A 20,865-nucleotide genomic window follows, 5' to 3' on the forward strand; every position below is an offset into this window, starting at 1 on the left:
TTTACTTCGCCTCCTTCAATTCTTTAACACCGTCACCTACATCGCATACATAAAAATCACCTTTGAGACGGGTACGCGCTTCATATGCAGCGCCCACTTCACTTACAAAACGCTCAACATCATCTTCATGCACAAGTGATACGGTACAACCGCCAAATCCAGCGCCAGTCATCCGAGCACCAAGCGTGCCTGGAATCCGCTGAGCTTCTTCAACCATAACGTCCAGCTCATCACAGCTTACTTCGTACAAGTCGCGAAGCGATTCATGCGAAGCATTCATCAGCTTGCCGAAGGATTCCAGATCATTGATCCGCAATGCCTCCACCGATGCGAGCACACGTGCGTTCTCTTCCACAACATGTTGTGCACGCTGTCTTACTTTCTCATCCTTGATCTGATCCTGTAGTGTTACGAACTGCTCTGGCGTCAATTGAGCCAGGTAATTCAGTGCAGGCAGCTGTTCCTTCAAAATGGCAAGTGCCTGCTCGCATTGGGAGCGACGTTCATTGTAAGCTGAATCCACCAGACCGCGGCGTTTGTTCGTGTTACCAATGACCAATTTGTAGGAGCCTGTACGGAAAGGAACCTTTTCGTATTCCAGTGTGTCGCACATCAGCAAGATCGCGTGATCCTGAGCACCGTTTGCAACAGCGAACTGATCCATGATTCCACAGTTGACGCCGACGAACTCATTCTCTGCCTTTTGGGACAGAAGCGCCAGTTGAACCGTATCAATATCCGACACACCCTCCAGAGACTGAATCGCGAATCCGGTAAGTACCTCCAGAGATGCAGATGATGAAAGTCCTGCCCCGTTTGGAATCTCCCCATGGTACAGGAAGTCGTACCCTTTCGTTACATTCACGCCTTTGCCTTGCAGTTCAACCATGACACCAACAGGATAGTCAGTCCATTCTCCAGTTTTCTCCTTACCGATGGTGGAGGTATCCAGTACCCCTTCATAGGACATGTTCGTGGAAGCCAATTGCAATTGATTGTCTTGACGCTCACGAATAATCAATGTTGTCCCGAATTCCAGTGCTGCCGGAAGCACGTAGCCACCGTTATAGTCAATGTGCTCACCGATCAGATTCACACGCCCCGGGGCATGAAACACACGGATGTCCGCTCCACTCTCTCCGTACTTCTCAATAAACTTTTGTTTCAATTCAGTTACGTTCACTGCTGGTGCACCTCGCCTCGTTGTTGTGGTTTTCTTAATGTTATTATATAAGAAAGCGATGCTTCTTGTAATGCAACCATGTGTGTTTCATATGGATAAATGTGACCTTAAGACGTATAATGATCGGAGCATCCCAGAAAGAAGGAAACGACCATGGCAGATTACTCAAACTCCAAGAAAGACTCCCTTGCACCTTCTATAGCGAAAATTCAGGAATCACCTTCAGGTAAAAGCGGAGCACTCAGTTATTCGGTTGCCTCCAATCCCGTCTATTATGAACAAGGAGCACTGCATGTCCTGTTTGCCGGGGCGAGCCAGACACTTCCAGGTCATGCCCTCGGGCCCAAACTGTATGATTATTATCTGCTGCATTATGTAGAAAAAGGGGCGGGTACGTTCCGTACCGAACTGCACACCTACGAGTTATCCGCAGGGGATTGTTTCCTCATTCATCCCGGGCAACTGGTAAGTTACCAGTCTCATGCCCGCAACCCATGGCAATACCGCTGGATTGCCTTCACAGGCAGCCAGGCTGGCCAACATACCGAAGAAGCCGGATTCCGTCCGGAAAAGTCCGTTTTTCATGCCGGGCCATCCTGTGGAATATCCGATTGGCTATCCGTGATGCAGGATGCTTTTGCCGAGCGCAAAGAAAGCTCCCATTTCACATCATTGGGTACGTTATATATGATTCTAGCTGAAGCACAGAATCACCTTTCGCAGGGCCAAACCTTAATTCCAGGTGAATCCTCCATCCGGCGTACGGTGAAACAGATGATTCAATATATGTCCACCCAGTATGCCTACCCTGTCTCTATAGAACAAATGTCTGCGAGTCTTGGATACAACCGTGCCTATCTATCCCGTATTTTCAAACAGGAAACCGGACTTTCCCCAGTTACCTATCTGCTAAAACTGCGGATCGACAAGTCGCGTCAACTGCTACGAGAACGCCCAGATCTGTCCATTGAACAGGTTTCTGCATCGGTTGGACTACCTGACGCACTGTATTTCTCCAAACAGTTCAAACGATTTCATGGTGAAGCACCCAGCTTGTATCGAGAGAAAATACTGTCCCGTCCGGCACACCAGGGGTTACAGAAGAATGCTAAACAAAACAAACGATGAGCAACATAACGGACGGAGGAACCACGTACGACAAAAAAAAGGTGCATTCCGCCATTATGGCTAAGATGCACCTCTTGCACTTTATTTATTTGTCATCAGGCTCCGGAGACAGGATGGATTCAATCCGTTCCAATTCCTCTGTAGAGAAATCCAGTTGACTGAGCGCAGCCACATTTTCTTCAATCTGGGAAAGACGACTTGCGCCAATCAGCGCAGAAGTTACCCTGCCATTACGCAGCACCCATGAGAGTGAAAATTGGGCCAAGCTCTGACCGCGGGCTGCTGCAATCTGGTTCAGCGCACGCACTTTGCGGAGCGTCTCTGGAGAAATGTTGTTCTCATTCAGGAATACAGACGGTCCTTTGGCACGTGAGTCTTCCGGGATACCATTCAAGTATTTGTTCGTGAGCACACCTTGTGCCAATGGACAGAACGCAATACTGCCTGTTCCATACTCATCCAGCACATCCTGCAACCCGTCTTCAATCCAACGCTCCAACAGCGAATATTTCGGTTGATGGATTAGCAGCGGTGTTCCCAGACTTTTCAGAATTTCGGCAGCCTCTCTCGTCTGCTCTGCGGGATAGTTAGATATCCCTACATAGAGCGCTTTGCCCGAACGAACAATATGATCCAGTGCCATCATCGTTTCTTCCAAAGGCGTTTCGGGATCATAACGATGAGAATAGAAAATATCCACATAATCCAGGCCCATACGTTTCAAGCTCTGATTCAGACTGGATACTAGATTTTTGCGTGAACCCCACTCGCCATACGGCCCGGGCCACATATAATATCCCGCTTTGGTGGAGATCACCAGTTCATCGCGATAAGGTTTCAGATCCTGGGCGAGTACTTGTCCAAATAGCTGCTCTGCAGAACCTGCCGGTGGGCCATAATTGTTGGCAAGGTCAAAATGGGTAATGCCCAGATCAAATGAACGGGTAATCATATTACGGCCATTCTCAGCGTTATTAATACCGCCAAAATTATGCCACAACCCCAGTGAAATCGCTGGTAGTTTCAAACCTGAACGCCCAACACGGTTATATTTCATCGTTTCATAGCGAGTATCGCTTGCTACGTAGACCATTATGAATCCCTTCTTTCCCCAGGTTCCGCCTCTTGTGTCCGGTCTATGCCGGAGAATGCGGTTATTCAGTCCATACGTTTAACCAAGAAACTGGTCCACATTATTCATTACCTCACCAATCGGCTCTGTAATCAGCAAATCCGCCCTGCGGTCGTAAGCGGTAGGTGTAGCGTTGAGCAGAACGGTATGTTTTCCCTGAAAATACGTAATTAACTGAGCCGCTGGATATACCGTCAGTGACGTGCCTCCCACGAGTAACAGATCTGCAGAAGACAGTGCATCAATGGAGCGGTACAATGTCGTCTGATCCAGTTCCTCTTCGTACAGCACCACATCCGGCTTGATCACACCACCACATGCGGTACAGCGAGGTACGGTATCTTGGGATTGCATAATATCATTTAGCGTATAAAACTGCTTGCAATCCATGCAGGCATTACGATGAACTGAGCCGTGAAGCTCAAAAACATTGCTGTTGCCTGCCTTCTGATGCAGTCCATCGATATTTTGCGTGATGACTGCCTGAAGTTTTCCCTCTTGCTCCAGACGGGCTAATAGCCGATGGCACCCATTAGGTTCTGCATCTGGATGAAGCATTTTGCCTCGATAAAAATCATAAAAGATATCGGCATGTTGATCAAAAAAATGTCGACTTAACAATTCTTCCGGTGGATAAGGTGAATGCTGCTCCGTCTGATACAGACCCGCAGCCGAGCGGAAGTCGGGAATCCCGCTTTCCGTTGAAGTCCCGGCCCCTCCGAAAAAAACAATACGGGAGCTTTCCTGAATCCAGGCAGCCAGTTGTTCTGTTGCGTTCATCCTCTCTCCTCCTTTTGTTTACGTTATAAAACCAAGCCAGGGTGACTTATATAATCACGCTTAGCTCATTATAATGACGAATAATGGCATGGGCATCAACCAGATGAGATCCTTGATCTGACTGTTGACAGTAACCGAGCGTATAGGATACGCCAGCGTGCCGCCCCATCTGCATATCTCTATTGCTGTCTCCAATTACGATGGCCTCCGCAGGATCGATATGTAATTCACGGCAAGCCAAAAGCGCTGCTTCTCCATCCGGTTTGCCCTGAGTCACCCGATCACAGCCCACAATGGATGTGAAAAGGGAACGGATTCCCATCCAGTCCAGATGTGTTTCTGCTGCCGCTGTACTGTCAGAAGTGACGACCGCCAGTGGTATGTCTGCTGCCCTGCAACTCTGCAAGAAAGCTAGCAATCCTGGCATCGGTTCAGCCAGTTTCCTCTGCCTAACCTCTCGCATGGCCACACTTGAAAATTGGCGTATCGTTGTGATCGCTTCATTCCATGGCATGCCTGTCGCATATAGCTGCCCAGCAAGCAATCCCGTGCACTCATCAACAGTCGCAATGGCCAGCGGGCCTTGCGGATCATAGCCAACAATATGACCTTCTGGATTATGGATGGTGCCCAGAACATGCTCCAGTTCCACCGTAAATGAAGCTCCAAGCTCATTCATACGTGCTTGTAACTGACTCAGCAACGTCTCTGCCCACGGCCCCCATAGCTGGAGAAATTCCAGTAATGTGCCATCTTTATCGAACAGGATAGCTTTACATGGGATCTGCGCTCCATGCACTTGAAGCATGGTCATCCATATCACCTCCATCAAGTTATGCGATACATACATACAGCCCTTAAGCAGAATAATCAAAATCTACTTAATCGTACTTAACCAGGCCAGAACTGTCTTGACGGTCTGATTCAGCTGTTCTACTCCACTCACTTCTGGCTCGCCATCCCCTTTTTGAGGACCATAATCACCGAACTGGGCGTGGTTTCCACCTTCAATGGTGTAGTATACCGTCTCCGCGGGCAAATACATACGTCCACTCTGATACTTGGTCATATTCACAACCTCATCTTTAGTTCCCAAAATGGATAAAGCAGAGATTCCCAGTGACTTTACGCTTCCTTTTTCATCCGGGTAGGATGCCAGAAAGAAGATCCCGTGAAGTGCATCTGGATGTGCGGCTACATAACGTGCAGCCATCGAACCGCCGAGAGAGTGTCCACCCATAACAAATTGTTCGTCCGGATAGGCGGCCAGAATCTCATCTGCCAAGTTTTGCTTGAGCACTGCCAGGTTGACCGGCATTTTGGCAATAATGGTGTGATGACCAGCAGCGGCCAACTCATGCGCAAGTGGTGCGTAACTTTCCGGTTTTACCAGTCCACCAGGATAGAAAAGTACACTTTTCCCAGTCGGTTTGTCTGGCACAAAATCAATCCAGTTCTCTTGTTCGCTCACCGTCACCTGATTGGCTGTTTCCATGGCTGTTTGAGCTGTTTCCTGTGGACCGTATGGTGTGAATAATTTCCACGCAACAAATCCACAACCAATGACAATGAGCGCCAGAAGTACGAGCAGGAATTTCCCGATGCCCCTCTTCTTGCGCCCTGTGTTATACCGATTTCTCAACGTTAATCACCTTTCTTCACTTCCGCAGGTGCCGCGGCTCACAGAATTGGGAGCCTTCGTTCATCAGGCTCCCCTTCTACGAATTGAAAAAATATTATTCAGCCTTGGCCTTGCGGTAAGCATCCATATATTGTTCCGCTCTGCGACGGACATGACTCAGGTCACCCGTCTTCACAGCTTCCGATGTCAAGTCGGAGCCGATCCCTACAGCGACTGCCCCACCCTTGATCCAATCCCCCAGATTAGACAAGGATACCCCGCCAGTTGGCATAAAATTCGCCTGCGGCATAGGGCCCTTCATCGTTTTGATAATCGAAGGATCATACAGGTTGCCTGGGAACAACTTCACAATGTCCACACCAAGCTCCAATGCGCGCTGAACGTCAGCAATCGTCATCACACCAGGCAGAATCGGAATTCGATACAGGTTGCAGATCTGAACGGTATCCGGGTTCAGGGAAGGTCCGACTACAAACTCGGCACCCGACATGATCGCTGCTCTCGCAGTCTGCGGTTCAAGCACTGTTCCCGCACCAATGATCGCAAATTTCTCTGGATCTTGTGTGTTCCAATGGTATACACGGCTTAATTTTTCAATGGCTTTAAGGGCGCTGGGTACCGTCATTGTAATTTCGATAACTTTAATACCACCCGCAATCGCTTGCTCGGCCATGGCAATGACTTGATCAGCAGAATCTGCACGCAGAACCGCCACAACCCCATTGTCCGTAATCTTTTGCAACAGCTGAAGCTTCTTCATTTTATTCTCTCCCTTGTCAATGTGGTGGTTGTGTATACAAGCCTTACATTTCAGAACGAAGATGAGACATATATGATTTCAGCAGCGACTAGCGCTCAACATGGGCAACGTTGTTCAGCTTGGCCTCGACCTGCTCCCACGTCGGAAGCGCCTCCCAATCGCCAACAGCCTGTATTACCATGGAACCGGTCAAATTACCGAGACGGGTTGCTTCCTGCGGGGAGTATCCTTTAAGTAAACCAGATAAAAATCCCGCGCAGAATCCATCTCCTGCCCCCACCGTATCCAGAACATGATCCGCTCTAAAGTACGGAACTTCCGTTAGGGTACCATTCGCCAATACGTAGGTCAAATCAGGGCCACCCTTCACGATGCACACGGCCTTCATGGCAGATAGACGCTCAAGTACTTTTTGATCATTTTCTTCGTTATATAGAAGTTTCATCTCATCCAGACCCGGTAAAAAGTAGTCCGCCAGTTCAGCTAGACGCAGTATGACTGGACGCGCCTCATCTGCTGACCATAGTTTGAGACGCAGATTCGGATCAAAGCTTACTTTCACACCTGCCTGTTTGGCAATATGTATTGCGGCTTCCACCGTAGCAAGTCCGGACGGGCTTATCGCTGCGGTAATACCCGTAACGTGCAATATCTTTGCACCGGCAATATAATCGGGATCCAGATCATCAGGTGTAATCGCACTTGCAGCGGATAGCTTCCTATAATAATGCACCGAGGCTTTCCCGGAAGCGTTCTCACGAATCATCAAACCGGTGGGCTCGTGATCACTTAACCGTACTCGGGATACATCTACACCTTCACCGCGAATGGCTTTCAGAATCATACTGCCGATCGGATCATTGCCCAAGCGTCCAAACCAACCACTGGTATGACCCAGGCGGGATACGCCAATAGCCAGATTGCTCTCAGCACCCCCGAACGACTTGTCCAGTGTGGCTGCATATTCCAGCCCTCTTGTATCCTTGGCAGTCAGCAAACCCATACTTTCCCCAAATGTAATAATCTCCGGGCTTGGATAGGGACTCGTTGACATGATTTCTTCCCTCCTTATATTTACATTCCCTCATCTTCTTTTACTATTGTCATCCTCTATGCAACCGTTGTCAATCCCGTTGCGTTCATTTTGTTGTCACAGCTTTGAGAAAAGATAACGCTTACCAATGTGAATTAAATCACAATAGAGAATGTACATCCATATTACCCTTATTACAGATGCAAACGGCCTTTGCAATAAGGGTCTACAAGGGGGCTACACCATGAAAAATCAGACACTGATCCGGGATGATCAGGAATCTTTCTTTTACAATCTGCGCTTTATGCTTATCGTCTGTGTCCTTGCAGGTAATGCACTTGAACCACTCATCACACGCTTTGCAGGCGCGGAAGCTCTGTTCCTGTGGATATATACGTTTCACATGCCACTCTTTGTATGGGTAACCGGGTATTTTGCGACCCACTCACTCCAAGGCGCGCCTGGACGGAACGTCCTGAAGCAGATTGCCTTACAATATGTACTGTTTCAGTCCTTGTACGCATTGATGGACTTTACCGTGTTCCACACACCCCATATGCGGCTATCCTTCTTCGCACCTTACTTGCTGTTATGGTTTCTCGCGAGTCATTTCTGTTGGCGATTGTTGCTACGTCTTACGATCTCATGGAAACCGATGTATCGGTTGATCGGTTCGATTGTGCTCGGTGTAATTGCCGGGTATTTGCCCATCGACGGGTTCTGGCTCAGCTTCAGTCGTACGTTTGTGTTCTTGCCGTTTTTTATCATCGGTTATGACTATGGAGCATCCATCCGTTCTCGCTTACTATCCGGTTGGGGGCGAAAAACTGCAGCGGTCCTCTCCGCTGCACTGTTGGTATGGATCGGATATGGCGGTTTGAATATTTCATCAGGATGGTTACTCGGCAGCATGACGTACGCTGAACTGGGCCATCACGAATGGTATGCCGGCATCTTCCGACTGGGTATCTACCTGCTTGAGATCGCATCAGCAGCACTGTTCTTGGCATGGGTACCTTCCTTAACTTCCAGACTGACGGACCTTGGACGACGCACACTCTATGTGTTCCTGCTGCATGGGTTTCTCGTTCGTCTCGCGATTTGGTCTGGAGTCTACAGTTATATGGGAAGCTCGGCGTACATTCCAGTCATACTTCTCATCGCCGTACTATTCGCAGTCACACTGGCTCTACCGGGTGTACGTCACGCGTTCAAACCCTTAATAGAACCGGATATATCCCGCTTTTCTCTCAATCGGCATGAGGTGTTCAAACGGTCGGCCTAACACGCTGACGGATCCCATTCTCATCGGATCCAATCTGGTGAAGTTGTTTCAGGCTGGAAATAAGGTGGTAAATTAGGGATACGCGCTACAAAAACAACTTATCGTTGTAAGGAGTGATTGTAATGGCACGTCAACCGACGTCAGAACGCAAGATGAGTCGTGAAGAAGCCGGCAGATTAGGTGGCAAAGCGACTTCCAAGAACCATGATCGAAGTTTCTATCAGATGATTGGAAAAAAGGGCGGAGAAGCGACTTCGGATGCCCATGACACTGACTTTTATAAGCAGATTGGACGCAAAGGCGGAGAAGCAACCTCAGAAACCCATAATAAGGAATTCTATCGTGAGATTGGACGCAAAGGCGGAAGTAACTAACAGAATCCCGCTCGCCACATAAAAACGTAATCATAGCTTTTCCGCAAATCAAGAAGTCTAATTCCATGAAAATGGTTTGAGGCTTCTTTCTATTGATTGTAGAAATATGACGACGGTTGTGATAGACTCAATAGAAAAACCGGGTGTTCACGGGTTTAAAGCAGCAAAGAATTTCACAAACTACGGGGAGCTCGACACCGGCTTGCCGATCTTTTTTTAGAGTACGGATGAAATTAAACGACAGATGCACTGCCATTTACTTTTCCATTCATGTTGCTCAATATTATATATTTGGGGGGAAACACACCATGTCAGCCAAGAAGATGCGTTCCGATATGATCAAAAAAGGTTTTGACCGTGCACCGCACCGGAGTTTACTCCGCGCAGCGGGCGTTAAAGAAGAGGATTTCGGCAAGCCATTTATTGCCGTATGTAACTCTTACATCGATATCGTGCCCGGCCACGTTCACCTGCAGGAATTCGGTAAAATTGTAAAGGATGCTATTCGTGAAGCCGGTGGCGTTCCATTCGAATTCAACACCATCGGTGTAGATGACGGAATTGCCATGGGACACATTGGTATGCGTTACTCGCTGCCAAGCCGTGACATTATCGCGGATTCCGTGGAAACCGTTGTATCTGCTCACTGGTTCGACGGCATGGTATGTATCCCGAACTGCGATAAAATTACACCCGGCATGATGATGGGTGCACTCCGCTGTAATATCCCTACCGTGTTTGTCAGCGGTGGACCGATGAAAGCCGGTCGTGACAGCAATGGTAAAGCTCTGTCCTTGACCTCGGTATTTGAAGGCGTAGGCGCTTATCAAGCAGGTAAAATCGATGACAAGAGCTTGCTTGAGCTTGAACAGTTCGGTTGTCCAACCTGTGGATCATGCTCCGGTATGTTCACAGCGAACTCCATGAACTGTCTGGCTGAAGCGATGGGACTGGCTATGCCAGGTAACGGAACCATCCTGGCTGTTGCTCCTGAGCGTCGTGAGTTTGTTAAACAATCTGCTAAACAACTGATGGAACTTATTAAAATGGATCTGAAACCACGTGATATCGTTACTGTAGAAGCGATCGATAACGCGTTTGCACTGGATATGGCGATGGGCGGATCTACGAATACAGTACTGCACACGCTGGCACTGGCTCATGAAGCGGGCATCGAGTATCCAATCGAGCGCATCAATGAAGTAGCTAACCGCGTTCCGCATTTGGCGAAACTTGCACCTGCTTCCGATCTTCACATCGAAGACGTTCACAATGCAGGCGGCGTAAGCGCAGTGCTAAACGAATTGCTCAAGAAACCAGGTGCTATTCATGGTGACTGCATTACGGTAACGGGTAAAACGATCCGTGAGAACGTTGAAGGAAAAGAAATTCAGGATACAAATGTCATTCACCACCTGGATAACCCGCATTCCGAAAAAGGCGGCCTGGCTGTATTGTTTGGTAACCTTGCACCACAAGGCGCTATCATCAAAGTTGGTGCAGTTGATGCTTCGGTTGGTGGATACCACAAAGGTCCTGCCATCTGCTTTGACTCCCAAGAGCAAGCGCTCGAAGGCATTGCTAACGGCAAAGTAAAAGAAGGACATGTTGTCGTTATCCGTTATGAAGGACCAAAAGGCGGACCAGGTATGCCTGAGATGTTGGCTCCTACTTCCCAGATCGTCGGTATGGGGTTGGGTGCTAAAGTCGGTCTGATCACCGATGGACGCTTCTCTGGCGCATCCCGCGGAATCAGTATCGGACATATCTCTCCGGAAGCAGCTGAGGGTGGTCCAATCGCCTTTGTTGAAGAAGGAGACATCATCGAGCTGGATCTGAACAACCGTATCATCGAATTGCACATCAGTGACGAAGAGTTTGAACGTCGTCGCGCTGGTTGGAAAGGCTTTGAACCGAAAGTGAAAACCGGTTACCTGGCCCGTTATTCCAAACTGGTTACGAATGCAAGCAACGGTGGCGTACTGAGTATCTAATTCACTAATAAATAAAGGGTTGCTCTTCTGCCAAATTTGGCGAAGGGCAACCCTTTTCTTTTATTAGTTCCGCTCTGGAATTATTTCTTTTTCAATGACAAGTGAACCTTCTCTGGACTCTTCGGCCGTTGCTGCCACCATCATCGTATGCTGACCATAACGTTCCAGCAGTATCTCCAGCGGCATCGCAATCATCTTGGGTACCAATTGTTCTGTACGTTGTTTCAGACGTTTAGTCCCCGTTGGATGAATTACACTTAATAATAGCTTCAAGTATACTTTGGAAGCCGCACTGAAAAGTCCGGGAGGCAACTCCCGAATGGTAAATCCGAACTTTTCCGGACCTCTGTTAATCATGCTCACACCATATATAGCCTTGGCAGAACGTAATTCAGGGTCAAGTGTTACCATACGCGCCAAATCCGGCAATTGTTGTTCCATGGTGCGGATCATGCGAATAGCCAAATGCATACTAGAGCGTGATGTCACTCCAAATTCGAACAATTTCTGATTGTCAAAATGCAGTTCAATTACCGGATCTCCGTTTTGAATGACATGGCCGTCATTCATCTCCACTCGCGCTCCGTGATATACACGAGATCGGAAGTGCAGCATCGGATCTTCTGGCGAAGCTGTCCGTAGATGGTATACCCAGTGGAACAACTTCTCCCAACCCAGCCACAAGGCAACAACGATTCGTTTCCATCGCTTCAACGGTGTCTGTGGTTGATTCTTGTTCTGAGCTTCGCTCACTGTAACACCTCCCATCAACGTATCGACGCGTACACTTTGCAGACCTAACCGTTCGGCCTCCTGCAAGACGACATCAAGCGCCTGAAGCATCTGCTCTGGCGCGTGTGCATCAGCACCGAGGGTTGTTCCTCGATCATGCAGCAGCATGACTTCTCCGCCTCTTAGTTCCTTCAGCATCCGTTCGGTCAATCTTTGGGCACCCACTCGGCTTCTCCAGTCCTCAAACATGGAAGACCACAGTACAATCTTTCGCTCTTTCTTACTGAAAAAATCAAACAGATTCATAATCCCCCAAGGTGGACGATAATAACAAGTCTTCACTCCGGTTACTTCATGGATAATCTGACCTGTTCGCTGGATCTGGTTACGAACAGTACGAGGCCGCATGAGCCAGTTCGTTTTGTGAATATAATTATGAATGCCAATAAGATGACCTTCCTCATGTATCCGCTGAATGAGTTCCGGATGACTCGCCGCATGTTCTCCAACGACGAAGAATGTTGCTTTCGCTCGATGCTGACCGAGCAGATCAAGCAGTCGCGGTGTATAGTACGGATCAGGCCCATCGTCAAAGGTTAAGGCAAACTGTGTATCACTTCTCCCCCGTCTGAACACACGAAAACCGAAAAACCTGCTAATCAAACTTGGAATAAAGGCGTAAAAAGATGATAGATACAATAACCACAGTAAAATACTATGAAGTATCGTTGTCATGTTGCGAGCTCCCCACTTCTCATGCTGAATTACGGTGCACAATGGCACTATCTAAAATAAACCGCCTTTAATTTTATCATAATTCAGACTTTTCTTGAATCCTGTTTTCCCAAAAAGTTAGCTATCGTGTACAATAAATACAATCTAATTATTGCCATCAAAGGAGCCATGTCCATGCTACCGCTTTACAAAAAATACGGGCGAACTGTCTTTGACATCGCATTGCTCATATTAACCGTGTATGTGATCATGTACAGTTTCAGTCAATTATACCAAGTGGCTGCACCAGTCTTTCTATCATTCATCGTGTATTGGATGATTGAACCGCTGGCCAAATTTTTACATCGCAAAGGATTGCCCAAGACGCTTGGAGCAGCCATCTCAGTCTTGTTGTTTCTTGCATTGATTGTCGCTGCATTTTTTGGGGTAGGCTTAATTATCATTTCACAAATTTCCAATCTTCAAGATAATTTCCCCGTGTACATTGAAATGATACAGCGTGAATTCACCAATCTGGTGCTGTTCATTCAAGACAAGTCAGATGCTCTCCCTGATGGGATTATGGAAAAAGTGAACGAATATTTTGCAACACTTACCGGCTTCCTTTCGAAATGGGTAACCAGTGGAGCACAGTTCGTCGTCGGCTTCCTCAGTTCATTCTCTTCGTTTATTACGAACTTCGGAATTGCGATTATTTTGGCATTCTTTCTCAGTATCGAGATCGAATCCTGGCGCAAGTTTGCCCGTGCAAAAACGCCAAAAACATTAAAGTTAGCTGTAGAATTCATGCGAAATCACGTGTTCAAGACGATCCGTTCGTATCTGAAGGCACAGATGATCATGATGCTCATTACGTTTGTATTGATTTATGCAGGTTTGTTGATTTTGGGAACCTCCAACGCATTTACGATTGCAGCAATCTGCGCGGTCTTCGATCTGGTACCGTTGCTTGGCGTTCCTGTTGTATTCATTCCATGGATCGTCTACTTGTTCATTATAGGCAATAGTAGCCTGGCCATCGGCCTGATTGTAATTCTGGTAGTCACGATGTTGACACGACAATTACTGGAACCTAAAATATCGGGGAACTCGATCGGTGTATCTTCGGCATACTTGATGCTTTCGTTTATGCTGATTTCCCTTTCGATCTTCGGCCTCGCTGGTGTTGTGTTATCCCCAGTGCTCCTGATCCTTCTGAAAGAACTGTTACAACAAGGGTACCTGCAAAAGTGGATTCACCTGCCCAAAGATGAATTTGAGTCTTCTCCACTGGTCATGGACCCACCCGTTAATACAGCCTCAGCCCATTCTGCCGAGTCAACGGTACAACCTCCCGTTCCTGGGAAGAATCACGAAGACTCAGCCAAATAGTCCATGACTTTCCTGAATATAGCCGTAGCCTGATGATGGCTTTCAGGAGAGACGTTCTGGACAAGCACAGCCACTGCATACTTGGGGTGTTCTATCGGTCCATAACCAATGAACCATTGGTTGTTGCGTTTTTCCCCATTTTTCTGTACCTGAGCGGTACCCGATTTCCCTGCAACATGCCATCGTGCACGCTGCAGGGATTTTCCTGTGCCCTCACGGACTACCTTATCCATCCAGGACAGCAGTGTATGTGCCGTTGCGGGAGCAATCTGTCCTGATGCTGAAGGCGAATCATGCAAAGGCATCTCCAGCATGGTGCCACCATCGGCATACCGGATTCGCTCAACAAGACGCGGGGCACTAACCTTCCCATCATGCAACAATGTCACGATCAGATTCGCGGCTTGCAAAGGTGTGACCAAGACATCGCGCTGACCGATTGCTGTCTGTATTTTGGCGCCTTCATCCGTCGATGAAACTGCTTCTGTTCTGACTCGCCCGTGATCTTCATGATCAAAGTGCCGGAGCACCGGCATTCCTGCCATCTGCTCACCCTCCCAGCCAATCGGACGCGCGAGTCCCAGACGATCTGCCGTCTGCTCCAGTTGCTCCATACTAAGCCTACGTGCCGTTTCTGCAAATACGATGTTACAAGACTCTGCGAATCCTTGCTCCAGATTCAAGTCTCCATGCCCATGCTCCTTCCAGCAAGACAGTCCATATCTTCCGTACTCACCACCGCAATGGAATTCTTCTCCGTTAGAAACCGCATGATACTCCATAGCAGCAGCCGCAGTGACAATTTTGAAAATGGAACCCGGTACGGCTCCCTGTACTGCACGATTCCCCCAGGCCGATTGCTTGGGTTCCACATGTTGTGGCTGATAGAAAGGACGGGAGATCATGGCGCGAACATCTGCGTTAGCGGCATCCAGCACAACAACAGCCCCTTCCTGTAATCCAGACTCTTCTGTCAGCTGCTCCAACCCACGCTGTAACTTGCCATCCACAGTAGTTTCCACACGTAAAGGATAATGACTATTGGCTGGTGCGATGACCCGCGGCTGGATCTCGGGAATAATCTCTCCACCGCCCGAGACCATACGGGACACAAGCGTAGGGCCAATTCCTCTTAACAAGGGTTCAAGTGTTCTCTCCAGGCCAGCTGCCCCTGATTTCATGGCAAAAGGCTGTCTTACCTCATCCTGATGTCCAGATTTTCCTTTGGAAGGTTCAGGCTGTTCTGCCACATAACCAAGCCACTGCATTCCCGTGTGCCCATGGAGGTACCTTGTCATCATCGGATATATACCCACGCCTTGCAGATGCAGACCACGTAAACGCTTAATCTGAGCCTCGGACAAATGAACAGGCTGATGTGAACCTGCTGTCCAGAAATGAGGTGTATTCTCCTGATTCCATTCCTTCTTCAATTGATCCAGATCCGTATGTAATATACCGGTCAACTCTGTCATCTCGGAGCCTTCTAATGCCCCATACTTGCGTAATTTCTCTAATGGACCTGCTTGTGGAAAAAGAATCAATCCCCATTGCAGCTTACCGGTCAATGCCTCGCCGTTGTAATCCGTAAATTGTCCCCGCCCCGAATCAAGCATCACACCGCGTTCACGCTGCAACACAGACATTTCACGTACCGTTCGGTGAAATCCAGGCATCGTCTGATTCACCTGAACGATCTGAACCCATCCCAATCGCAATATAAGCAACCCAAAGATAAGGGTTAGAACAATACAAGCTATATAAATCCGCCGTTTTGCAAGGAGATGCATCCCAATCTCACCTTTTGTCGTTTTGACATATTATTGCTGATAAGGCTTGGAATTATCCGGTAAACCTAAAGAAAACCTGTCCCATGTGCGGGACAGGTTCTCCTCATTTCAGCCTTGGCTTGTTACACCGTAAAGCGTGACAATGTTTCTTTCAGTTCAGTGGACACGTTCTCCAGTTTGCCAGACAGATTAACCAGCTGGTTACTGATATTTTGCTGTTCACTGCTCAATGAAGCTACTTCTTGGGATGTTGCAGAAGATTCTTCAGCTACTGCGCTGACGTTGCTCATGGCTTCGGACAATGTACTTTGAGATTTGTTCAAATCTCCAATCGACCCCGTCACCATACCTAGACGTTCCACAAATGCACCCATCTGCTCCTGTACGGAAGCAAATATGACGTTGGTATCTTTAACAGCATCCATTTGTTCCTTGAATAATGGGTACGCTGCCGACAAAGCATCAACCGTCTCATTCATTTCCGTCATGATTTTGTCTGTAATCTCTCCAACCATCTCAATGGATTGTCTGGATTGAGCCGCCAGCTGACGAACCTCATCCGCCACCACCATGAAACCGCGTCCGGCTGCACCAGCACGTGCTGCTTCAATGGTTGCATTCAGAGAAAGAATATTGGTTTGTTTCGTTATGTTTTGCAGCACTTCAAGCACTTTCAGAACAGAAGATGTACTCTCTTTCAGCGAATCAACCTTATTCACCAGTGCACCAATCATTTCTTCTGTCTTCTGGGTTTTGGTCATTAACTGATTCAGATGTTGTGTTCCTGTCTGACTGGACTTCTCTACGTGACGAGCAGAATCACCCATCTGTTCATTGGCAGCGATTACACTCTCCATCTGACGAGAGATATTATCCGTCAATTCATTGCCACGTTCTGCTTCAGTTGCCAGACTGCCTGCACCACCTGCAATCTCTTCTGTGGCTACGGCGATCTCAGAAGCAGATACGGCTGTTTTCTTGGATGCGCTACTCAGCTCGGAGGCTGTATCCAATACCTCCTGCGCAGAACGATTGGTTTGTTCAACCAGCTTCGTGATCTGCTCCATCATCAGATTGAATGCCGATGAGAGTTGACCAATTTCATCTTTGGAGCTATACGGGGTACGAACTTTAAGATTACCTTTCGCACCTTCCTGCATCAGATCTTTCAATTTGCCGAGTGGACGAGCGATCATACGCACCATCCAGATCCCGATCAACACTGCAATACCTGCATCAATCAGCGCCATCCACAGTGTCAGGGTCAGGATACCTTTCGCATCCTGAACCAAAACAGAGGTAGGTATCATACCAACCAGTTTCCAATTGGATGTATCCATCGTGCTGTATACAGCCAGCATTTCCGTAGATTTATCATCCACCGTATACTCCGTATTCGTACTACCCGCTGGTTCAGTCAGCTCTTTAACAAATGCAAGCTCTGTATCTTGTCCGGTATGATCCGGGATGGAGGATGCAACCACTTTATTATCCGGAGCAATCAGTTGAAGAACAGCTCCTGGACCCAGATCAAGCGATTTCAATTGTTCCTCCAGAACTTCCAGTTTCAGTTCAATAACCAGAACATACGACTGGGTCGTTCCCTGCAGGTTTTTCATTGAACGTGCAATTTTAAACGTTGGGGTTGAGCCATCTTCCTTGACCTCTGTTGGAAGCCAGCGATAACCGCCCGCCTTAATCAACTCACTGTACCATGCTTCCTGGCGAATGTTGCCCATGGATGAACTGTTGCTACCTGTACCCATAATGGACTTTGTATCGTCCGTAGGTACCAAATAAATCGCTTCCATAGATTTATTTGTAAATGCAACATTGGACAGTTGCTTGTTGATTGAACTTGAGTTTATGAATGTATCATACGCAGTCAGATTTTGATCTGACATTTTTTGTAGCAAGGACTGCATTTCCGGATCAAAGAAAATCTGTGTGGATGTGTCCACAAATCTCTCCAAAATGATGTCCATTTTTTGTTTGGTCTGATCAATCGTCTCCTGATTGGCTCGTGAGGCATTGGTCTCAATCGTACCCTTGGCTTTCGAATAGGATAATAGACCCAAACTCACTACAAAAATCATTATTCCCGCAAAGAAGATCAAGAACAGTTTAACCCCTACGGATTTAACCGGATTTGCCTTCTTAATCTGTTCGAAAGAAGCCCCCCCAAAGTTTTTCCAATCCCGGTTTTTCAATTGTTTCTTCACCCAATCGGTCTTGATCCAGCCCAACTTGAGCTTACTGCGGTCAATCTTAAACAATCTTTTGCCACTACCTGTCGTTCCACTTTTAGCTACTTTTTCTTTCTTCACTTTCTGAACCTTCTCAGGGTTAACCTGCTCGGCTTTTGTCACTTGTTCCCCACTGTCTTTCTGCTTCTTTTGAACCAATCCCATTCACCTGCCAGTAATTTACTTGTTGGATTTTCTTTCTCTCCCCTATAAATATGTAGTATTCGACAGCTTTCCTCTTTCCCCTTTCACTTCCCAGAAATATTTTACAACTTTATTCCTATTTTTCTATAAAAAAAAGACCCCCTTATGCCGATAAACGGAGGCCCAAATGTAAATTTTATAACACTATTTTGTTAAATCATAATACAATATTGACACATTGTAGGTATTTGAGCCTATTTCTTTTTTCTCATCATATCGAAGTACGAAACCGGTTGATCTACCTTCATTTTAATCAGTTGCAGCGGGTGACGGGCAGCATCGAGAACATTGCCTTCTTCATCCTGTATTTCACCGACAACCTGTTTGAAAAAGTGACCTCCCGGACCGAAAAATTCAATTTCCTGTCCTGGTTTGAAGTGATTACGCTGTTGAATGGTCGCCATTCCTGTTTCAGCATCATACCCCATAACCAAGCCAGCGAAGTCAAAAGGTACAGCCTTTTCTTCCGGTTCATAGATATGATCTTCATGGTCTGGTGTGTCATAGAAAAATCCGGTATTGAGCGGACGATTTGCCGCTTTGTTCATTTCTTCAACCCATTCAGGTTTCAGAACATAATTTTCCGGGTCTGCCATATAGGCATCAATGGCTTGACGGTATACGTTAACCACAGTTGCCACGTAGTGGATCGATTTCATACGTCCTTCGATCTTGAAACTGTCCACTCCCACATCAATTAACTCTGGGATATGGCCAATCATGCACAGATCCTTAGATCCCATGGAGAATGAATTATCCTGTTCCTGGAACAGGGGAAGCTGATTCTCACCCAGTTTGAATGGCGCAGGTGCCTTCATCTGCATGTCCTCTTCGCTGACCCACACCGTATCTTCTCTCGCATCCTCGAACAGATCATACTTCCAGCGACAAGACTGGCAACAGCCACCCCGGTTGGAGTCCCGATCCGTAAAGTGATTGGAGAGCACACAACGTCCGGAGTACGATGAACACATCGCTCCGTGAATAAAGGCTTCAATTTCGATATCCACATTTGCCTTGATCTCTTCAATCTCTTCGAAGCTGGTCTCACGTCCGAGAACCACACGCGGAAGGCCTTCATCCTTCCAGAACTTCACCGCTTGCCAGTTGAGTGTGGATTGTTGGGTACTCAGATGTACCTCAAGGCCTGGCACAGCACGAAGAGCTACTTCAATAATAGCTGGATCGGCTACGATAATCGCGGAAATTCCCGCATTGTACAGGTTTTGCAGGTACGTTTCGATACCTTCAACATCTTCATTATGTGCATAGATGTTCGTCGCTACGAACACTTTGGCTCCATACTTTTTGGCAAACTCTACACCTTCACGCATCTCTTCAAAGCTAAAGTTATCCGCGTTGGAACGCAGTCCATAGGCCTGTCCACCGATATATACGGCATCTGCACCGTAATGGATCGCAAATTTCAGTTTTTCCAGATTACCCGCCGGAGCTAGCAGCTCCGGTTTGTCCAGACGGTTACGTTTACCCGAGAACTTCCGCTGTACCGCCACTGTTTCCATTCTGTTCACCTCATCTATTAATACACTTGTTCTTTATAGAAAAATCCAAACGACAATTCACGTTCAGGGTCCTGTAATTTTCGTACTTCATCCAACCACTCTTCAGAGAACGCATATGCATCGGCATCAGCTACATAACTGTCAATCGCTGCCCGGTATGCACGCACAGCCGCTTCATTGTAGGCAAGCGATTTTAACATGCCTTCAATTTTGAAACTGTGCACGCCCGCCTCCATCAACAGATGAAGATCTTCGAGAATACATATGTCTTCCGAGCTCATAATGTGCGTGCCGTTAATATCCTCATAGATGGGGAATTTCTCATCCCGACGTTCAGCCTCGATCAGGAACAATCCACGTTCTTTGCCCAGATGTCCCTCGACTGGCCGTCCTTGATGGGCCATATAACTTTGCACCAGACTGCGCTTGGAATGATAAATATTCGTCATGCCATGCACCTGAACCTGAGCTTCCACCTTCAAAAAAGGAACCATTTCCGTCAACTCGTCCATATTCAGCTCACGGGCAAGCACAACACGACTAGCTCCCTTGGTTCCCCAATAGTTGGCTGTCGCATAGTTCGTTGAAGTCATCTCCGCGTTCCAGTGCAGCTTCACATGTGGCGCGTATTCCTTCATGGTACCCAGCACGGATGGGTCATTAAACTCCACACCATCAACACCGATTCTACCCAAAGCCTGAACATATTCAGGCAATTCTTTCAGCAGATCGTTGGACATCAGATTAGTCATGGATACATACACACGCGCCTGGTACTTGGAAGCGATGTTTACCACCTCTGCTGTCTCTTCCACACTGAAGCTGCCTGGAAGACGCATGCCGAATCGATCATCTCCAATGACCAGAGCATCTGCTCCAGCCTGAAGCAACACTTCTGCCTCTTTCACATTCGCTGCTGTAACGAGCAGTTCATGTTTCTTACTCATATAATC

Annotated in this window: 16 protein-coding genes and 1 pseudogene; 5 read left to right on the top strand and 12 right to left on the bottom strand. The window is 47.5% G+C overall.

Features of this window, described 5'->3' with window-relative positions:
- Position 1: 1 nt before the first annotated feature.
- The gene (locus WFI24_RS28000; RefSeq protein WP_336765215.1) at positions 2-1,183 is read right to left on the bottom strand and encodes a galactokinase; all 1,182 of its coding nucleotides are present in this window, start codon (positions 1,181-1,183) and stop codon (positions 2-4) included.
- Between the two features lie 153 nt (positions 1,184-1,336).
- Here WFI24_RS28000 and WFI24_RS28005 point away from each other — a divergent pair, with 153 nt between their 5' ends.
- A complete protein-coding gene (locus WFI24_RS28005) occupies positions 1,337-2,311 on the top strand; it encodes an AraC family transcriptional regulator (RefSeq protein ID WP_336765216.1) in 975 nt (324 codons plus the stop codon).
- Between the two features lie 85 nt (positions 2,312-2,396).
- Here the strand turns inward: WFI24_RS28005 and mgrA are convergent, their stop codons facing one another.
- The 6 genes from mgrA to WFI24_RS28035 all read right to left on the bottom strand — a co-directional run bounded on the left by mgrA (position 2,397) and on the right by WFI24_RS28035 (position 7,679).
- Positions 2,397-3,404, bottom strand: a complete 1,008-nt coding sequence (gene mgrA / locus WFI24_RS28010) for an L-glyceraldehyde 3-phosphate reductase (protein ID WP_336765217.1) — start codon at positions 3,402-3,404, stop codon at positions 2,397-2,399.
- Positions 3,405-3,482: 78 nt separating this feature from the next.
- Positions 3,483-4,223 (bottom strand): NAD-dependent protein deacylase, encoded by a 741-nt coding sequence (locus tag WFI24_RS28015; RefSeq protein WP_336765218.1) that lies wholly within the window; start codon positions 4,221-4,223, stop codon positions 3,483-3,485.
- Positions 4,224-4,269: 46 nt separating this feature from the next.
- Complete coding sequence (locus WFI24_RS28020; RefSeq protein ID WP_336765219.1) at positions 4,270-5,037, bottom strand: HAD family hydrolase; 768 nt, start codon at positions 5,035-5,037, stop codon at positions 4,270-4,272.
- A 63-nt stretch (positions 5,038-5,100) separates the two neighbouring features.
- Entirely contained in the window at positions 5,101-5,865 is a 765-nt protein-coding gene (locus WFI24_RS28025) for an alpha/beta fold hydrolase (RefSeq protein ID WP_336765220.1), read from the bottom strand.
- Between the two features lie 94 nt (positions 5,866-5,959).
- Positions 5,960-6,625, bottom strand: a complete 666-nt coding sequence (locus WFI24_RS28030; protein WP_105407210.1) for a bifunctional 2-keto-4-hydroxyglutarate aldolase/2-keto-3-deoxy-6-phosphogluconate aldolase — start codon at positions 6,623-6,625, stop codon at positions 5,960-5,962.
- 88 nt (positions 6,626-6,713) lie between these two features.
- Positions 6,714-7,679: a sugar kinase gene (locus WFI24_RS28035; RefSeq protein ID WP_336765221.1), complete on the bottom strand. Its 966-nt coding sequence runs from the start codon at positions 7,677-7,679 to the stop codon at positions 6,714-6,716.
- 223 nt (positions 7,680-7,902) lie between these two features.
- Here WFI24_RS28035 and WFI24_RS28040 point away from each other — a divergent pair, with 223 nt between their 5' ends.
- The 3 genes and pseudogenes from WFI24_RS28040 (at position 7,903) to ilvD (ending at position 11,311) form a co-directional block, all read left to right on the top strand.
- The gene (locus WFI24_RS28040; protein WP_336765222.1) at positions 7,903-8,943 is read left to right on the top strand and encodes an acyltransferase family protein; all 1,041 of its coding nucleotides are present in this window, start codon (positions 7,903-7,905) and stop codon (positions 8,941-8,943) included.
- A gap of 122 nt (positions 8,944-9,065) precedes the next feature.
- Positions 9,066-9,308 (top strand): annotated as a pseudogene (locus WFI24_RS28045) (KGG domain-containing protein); the annotation flags it as partial.
- Positions 9,309-9,625: 317 nt separating this feature from the next.
- Entirely contained in the window at positions 9,626-11,311 is a 1,686-nt protein-coding gene (gene ilvD / locus WFI24_RS28050; protein ID WP_074096200.1) for a dihydroxy-acid dehydratase, read from the top strand.
- 63 nt (positions 11,312-11,374) lie between these two features.
- Here ilvD and WFI24_RS28055 read toward each other — a convergent pair whose 3' ends face one another.
- A complete protein-coding gene (locus WFI24_RS28055; RefSeq protein ID WP_336765223.1) occupies positions 11,375-12,778 on the bottom strand; it encodes a polysaccharide deacetylase family protein in 1,404 nt (467 codons plus the stop codon).
- A gap of 174 nt (positions 12,779-12,952) precedes the next feature.
- Between WFI24_RS28055 and WFI24_RS28060 the strand changes: the two genes are divergently transcribed.
- On the top strand, positions 12,953-14,149 hold the full coding sequence (locus WFI24_RS28060) for an AI-2E family transporter (protein WP_336765224.1): 1,197 nt from the start codon (positions 12,953-12,955) through the stop codon (positions 14,147-14,149).
- Here the strand turns inward: WFI24_RS28060 and WFI24_RS28065 are convergent.
- The 4 genes from WFI24_RS28065 to WFI24_RS28080 all read right to left on the bottom strand — a co-directional run bounded on the left by WFI24_RS28065 (position 14,128) and on the right by WFI24_RS28080 (position 20,859).
- Positions 14,128-15,867, bottom strand: coding sequence for a peptidoglycan D,D-transpeptidase FtsI family protein (locus WFI24_RS28065; protein WP_336765225.1), 1,740 nt, complete (start codon positions 15,865-15,867; stop codon positions 14,128-14,130). The genes WFI24_RS28060 and WFI24_RS28065 overlap by 22 nt on opposite strands.
- Before the next feature lie 194 nt (positions 15,868-16,061).
- The gene (locus WFI24_RS28070; protein WP_442956272.1) at positions 16,062-18,350 is read right to left on the bottom strand and encodes a methyl-accepting chemotaxis protein; all 2,289 of its coding nucleotides are present in this window, start codon (positions 18,348-18,350) and stop codon (positions 16,062-16,064) included.
- Between the two features lie 233 nt (positions 18,351-18,583).
- Positions 18,584-19,912: a peptidase U32 family protein gene (locus WFI24_RS28075; RefSeq protein ID WP_076252944.1), complete on the bottom strand. Its 1,329-nt coding sequence runs from the start codon at positions 19,910-19,912 to the stop codon at positions 18,584-18,586.
- A 17-nt stretch (positions 19,913-19,929) separates the two neighbouring features.
- Positions 19,930-20,859: a peptidase U32 family protein gene (locus tag WFI24_RS28080; protein ID WP_336765227.1), complete on the bottom strand. Its 930-nt coding sequence runs from the start codon at positions 20,857-20,859 to the stop codon at positions 19,930-19,932.
- Positions 20,860-20,865: the final 6 nt, after the last annotated feature.

It is taken from the genome of Paenibacillus sp. USHLN196 (genome assembly GCF_037144955.1).
In the GTDB taxonomy this organism is placed as follows: Bacteria; Bacillota; Bacilli; order Paenibacillales; family Paenibacillaceae; genus Paenibacillus; species Paenibacillus xylanexedens_C.

Excerpts from the sequence above, each read along its gene's own strand:
- WFI24_RS28060 (WP_336765224.1), top strand. The coding sequence starts at position 12,953 with ATGCTACCGCTTTACAAAAAATACGGGCGAACTGTCTTTGACATCGCA.
- WFI24_RS28055 (WP_336765223.1), bottom strand. The coding sequence starts at position 12,778 with ATGACAACGATACTTCATAGTATTTTACTGTGGTTATTGTATCTATCA.
- WFI24_RS28040 (WP_336765222.1), top strand. The coding sequence starts at position 7,903 with ATGAAAAATCAGACACTGATCCGGGATGATCAGGAATCTTTCTTTTAC.
- ilvD (WP_074096200.1), top strand. The coding sequence starts at position 9,626 with ATGTCAGCCAAGAAGATGCGTTCCGATATGATCAAAAAAGGTTTTGAC.
- WFI24_RS28020 (WP_336765219.1), bottom strand. The coding sequence starts at position 5,037 with ATGACCATGCTTCAAGTGCATGGAGCGCAGATCCCATGTAAAGCTATC.
- mgrA (WP_336765217.1), bottom strand. The coding sequence starts at position 3,404 with ATGGTCTACGTAGCAAGCGATACTCGCTATGAAACGATGAAATATAAC.
- WFI24_RS28075 (WP_076252944.1), bottom strand. The coding sequence starts at position 19,912 with ATGGAAACAGTGGCGGTACAGCGGAAGTTCTCGGGTAAACGTAACCGT.
- WFI24_RS28070 (WP_442956272.1), bottom strand. The coding sequence starts at position 18,350 with ATGGGATTGGTTCAAAAGAAGCAGAAAGACAGTGGGGAACAAGTGACA.
- WFI24_RS28015 (WP_336765218.1), bottom strand. The coding sequence starts at position 4,223 with ATGAACGCAACAGAACAACTGGCTGCCTGGATTCAGGAAAGCTCCCGT.
- WFI24_RS28080 (WP_336765227.1), bottom strand. The coding sequence starts at position 20,859 with ATGAGTAAGAAACATGAACTGCTCGTTACAGCAGCGAATGTGAAAGAG.
- WFI24_RS28035 (WP_336765221.1), bottom strand. The coding sequence starts at position 7,679 with ATGTCAACGAGTCCCTATCCAAGCCCGGAGATTATTACATTTGGGGAA.
- WFI24_RS28030 (WP_105407210.1), bottom strand. The coding sequence starts at position 6,625 with ATGAAGAAGCTTCAGCTGTTGCAAAAGATTACGGACAATGGGGTTGTG.
- WFI24_RS28005 (WP_336765216.1), top strand. The coding sequence starts at position 1,337 with ATGGCAGATTACTCAAACTCCAAGAAAGACTCCCTTGCACCTTCTATA.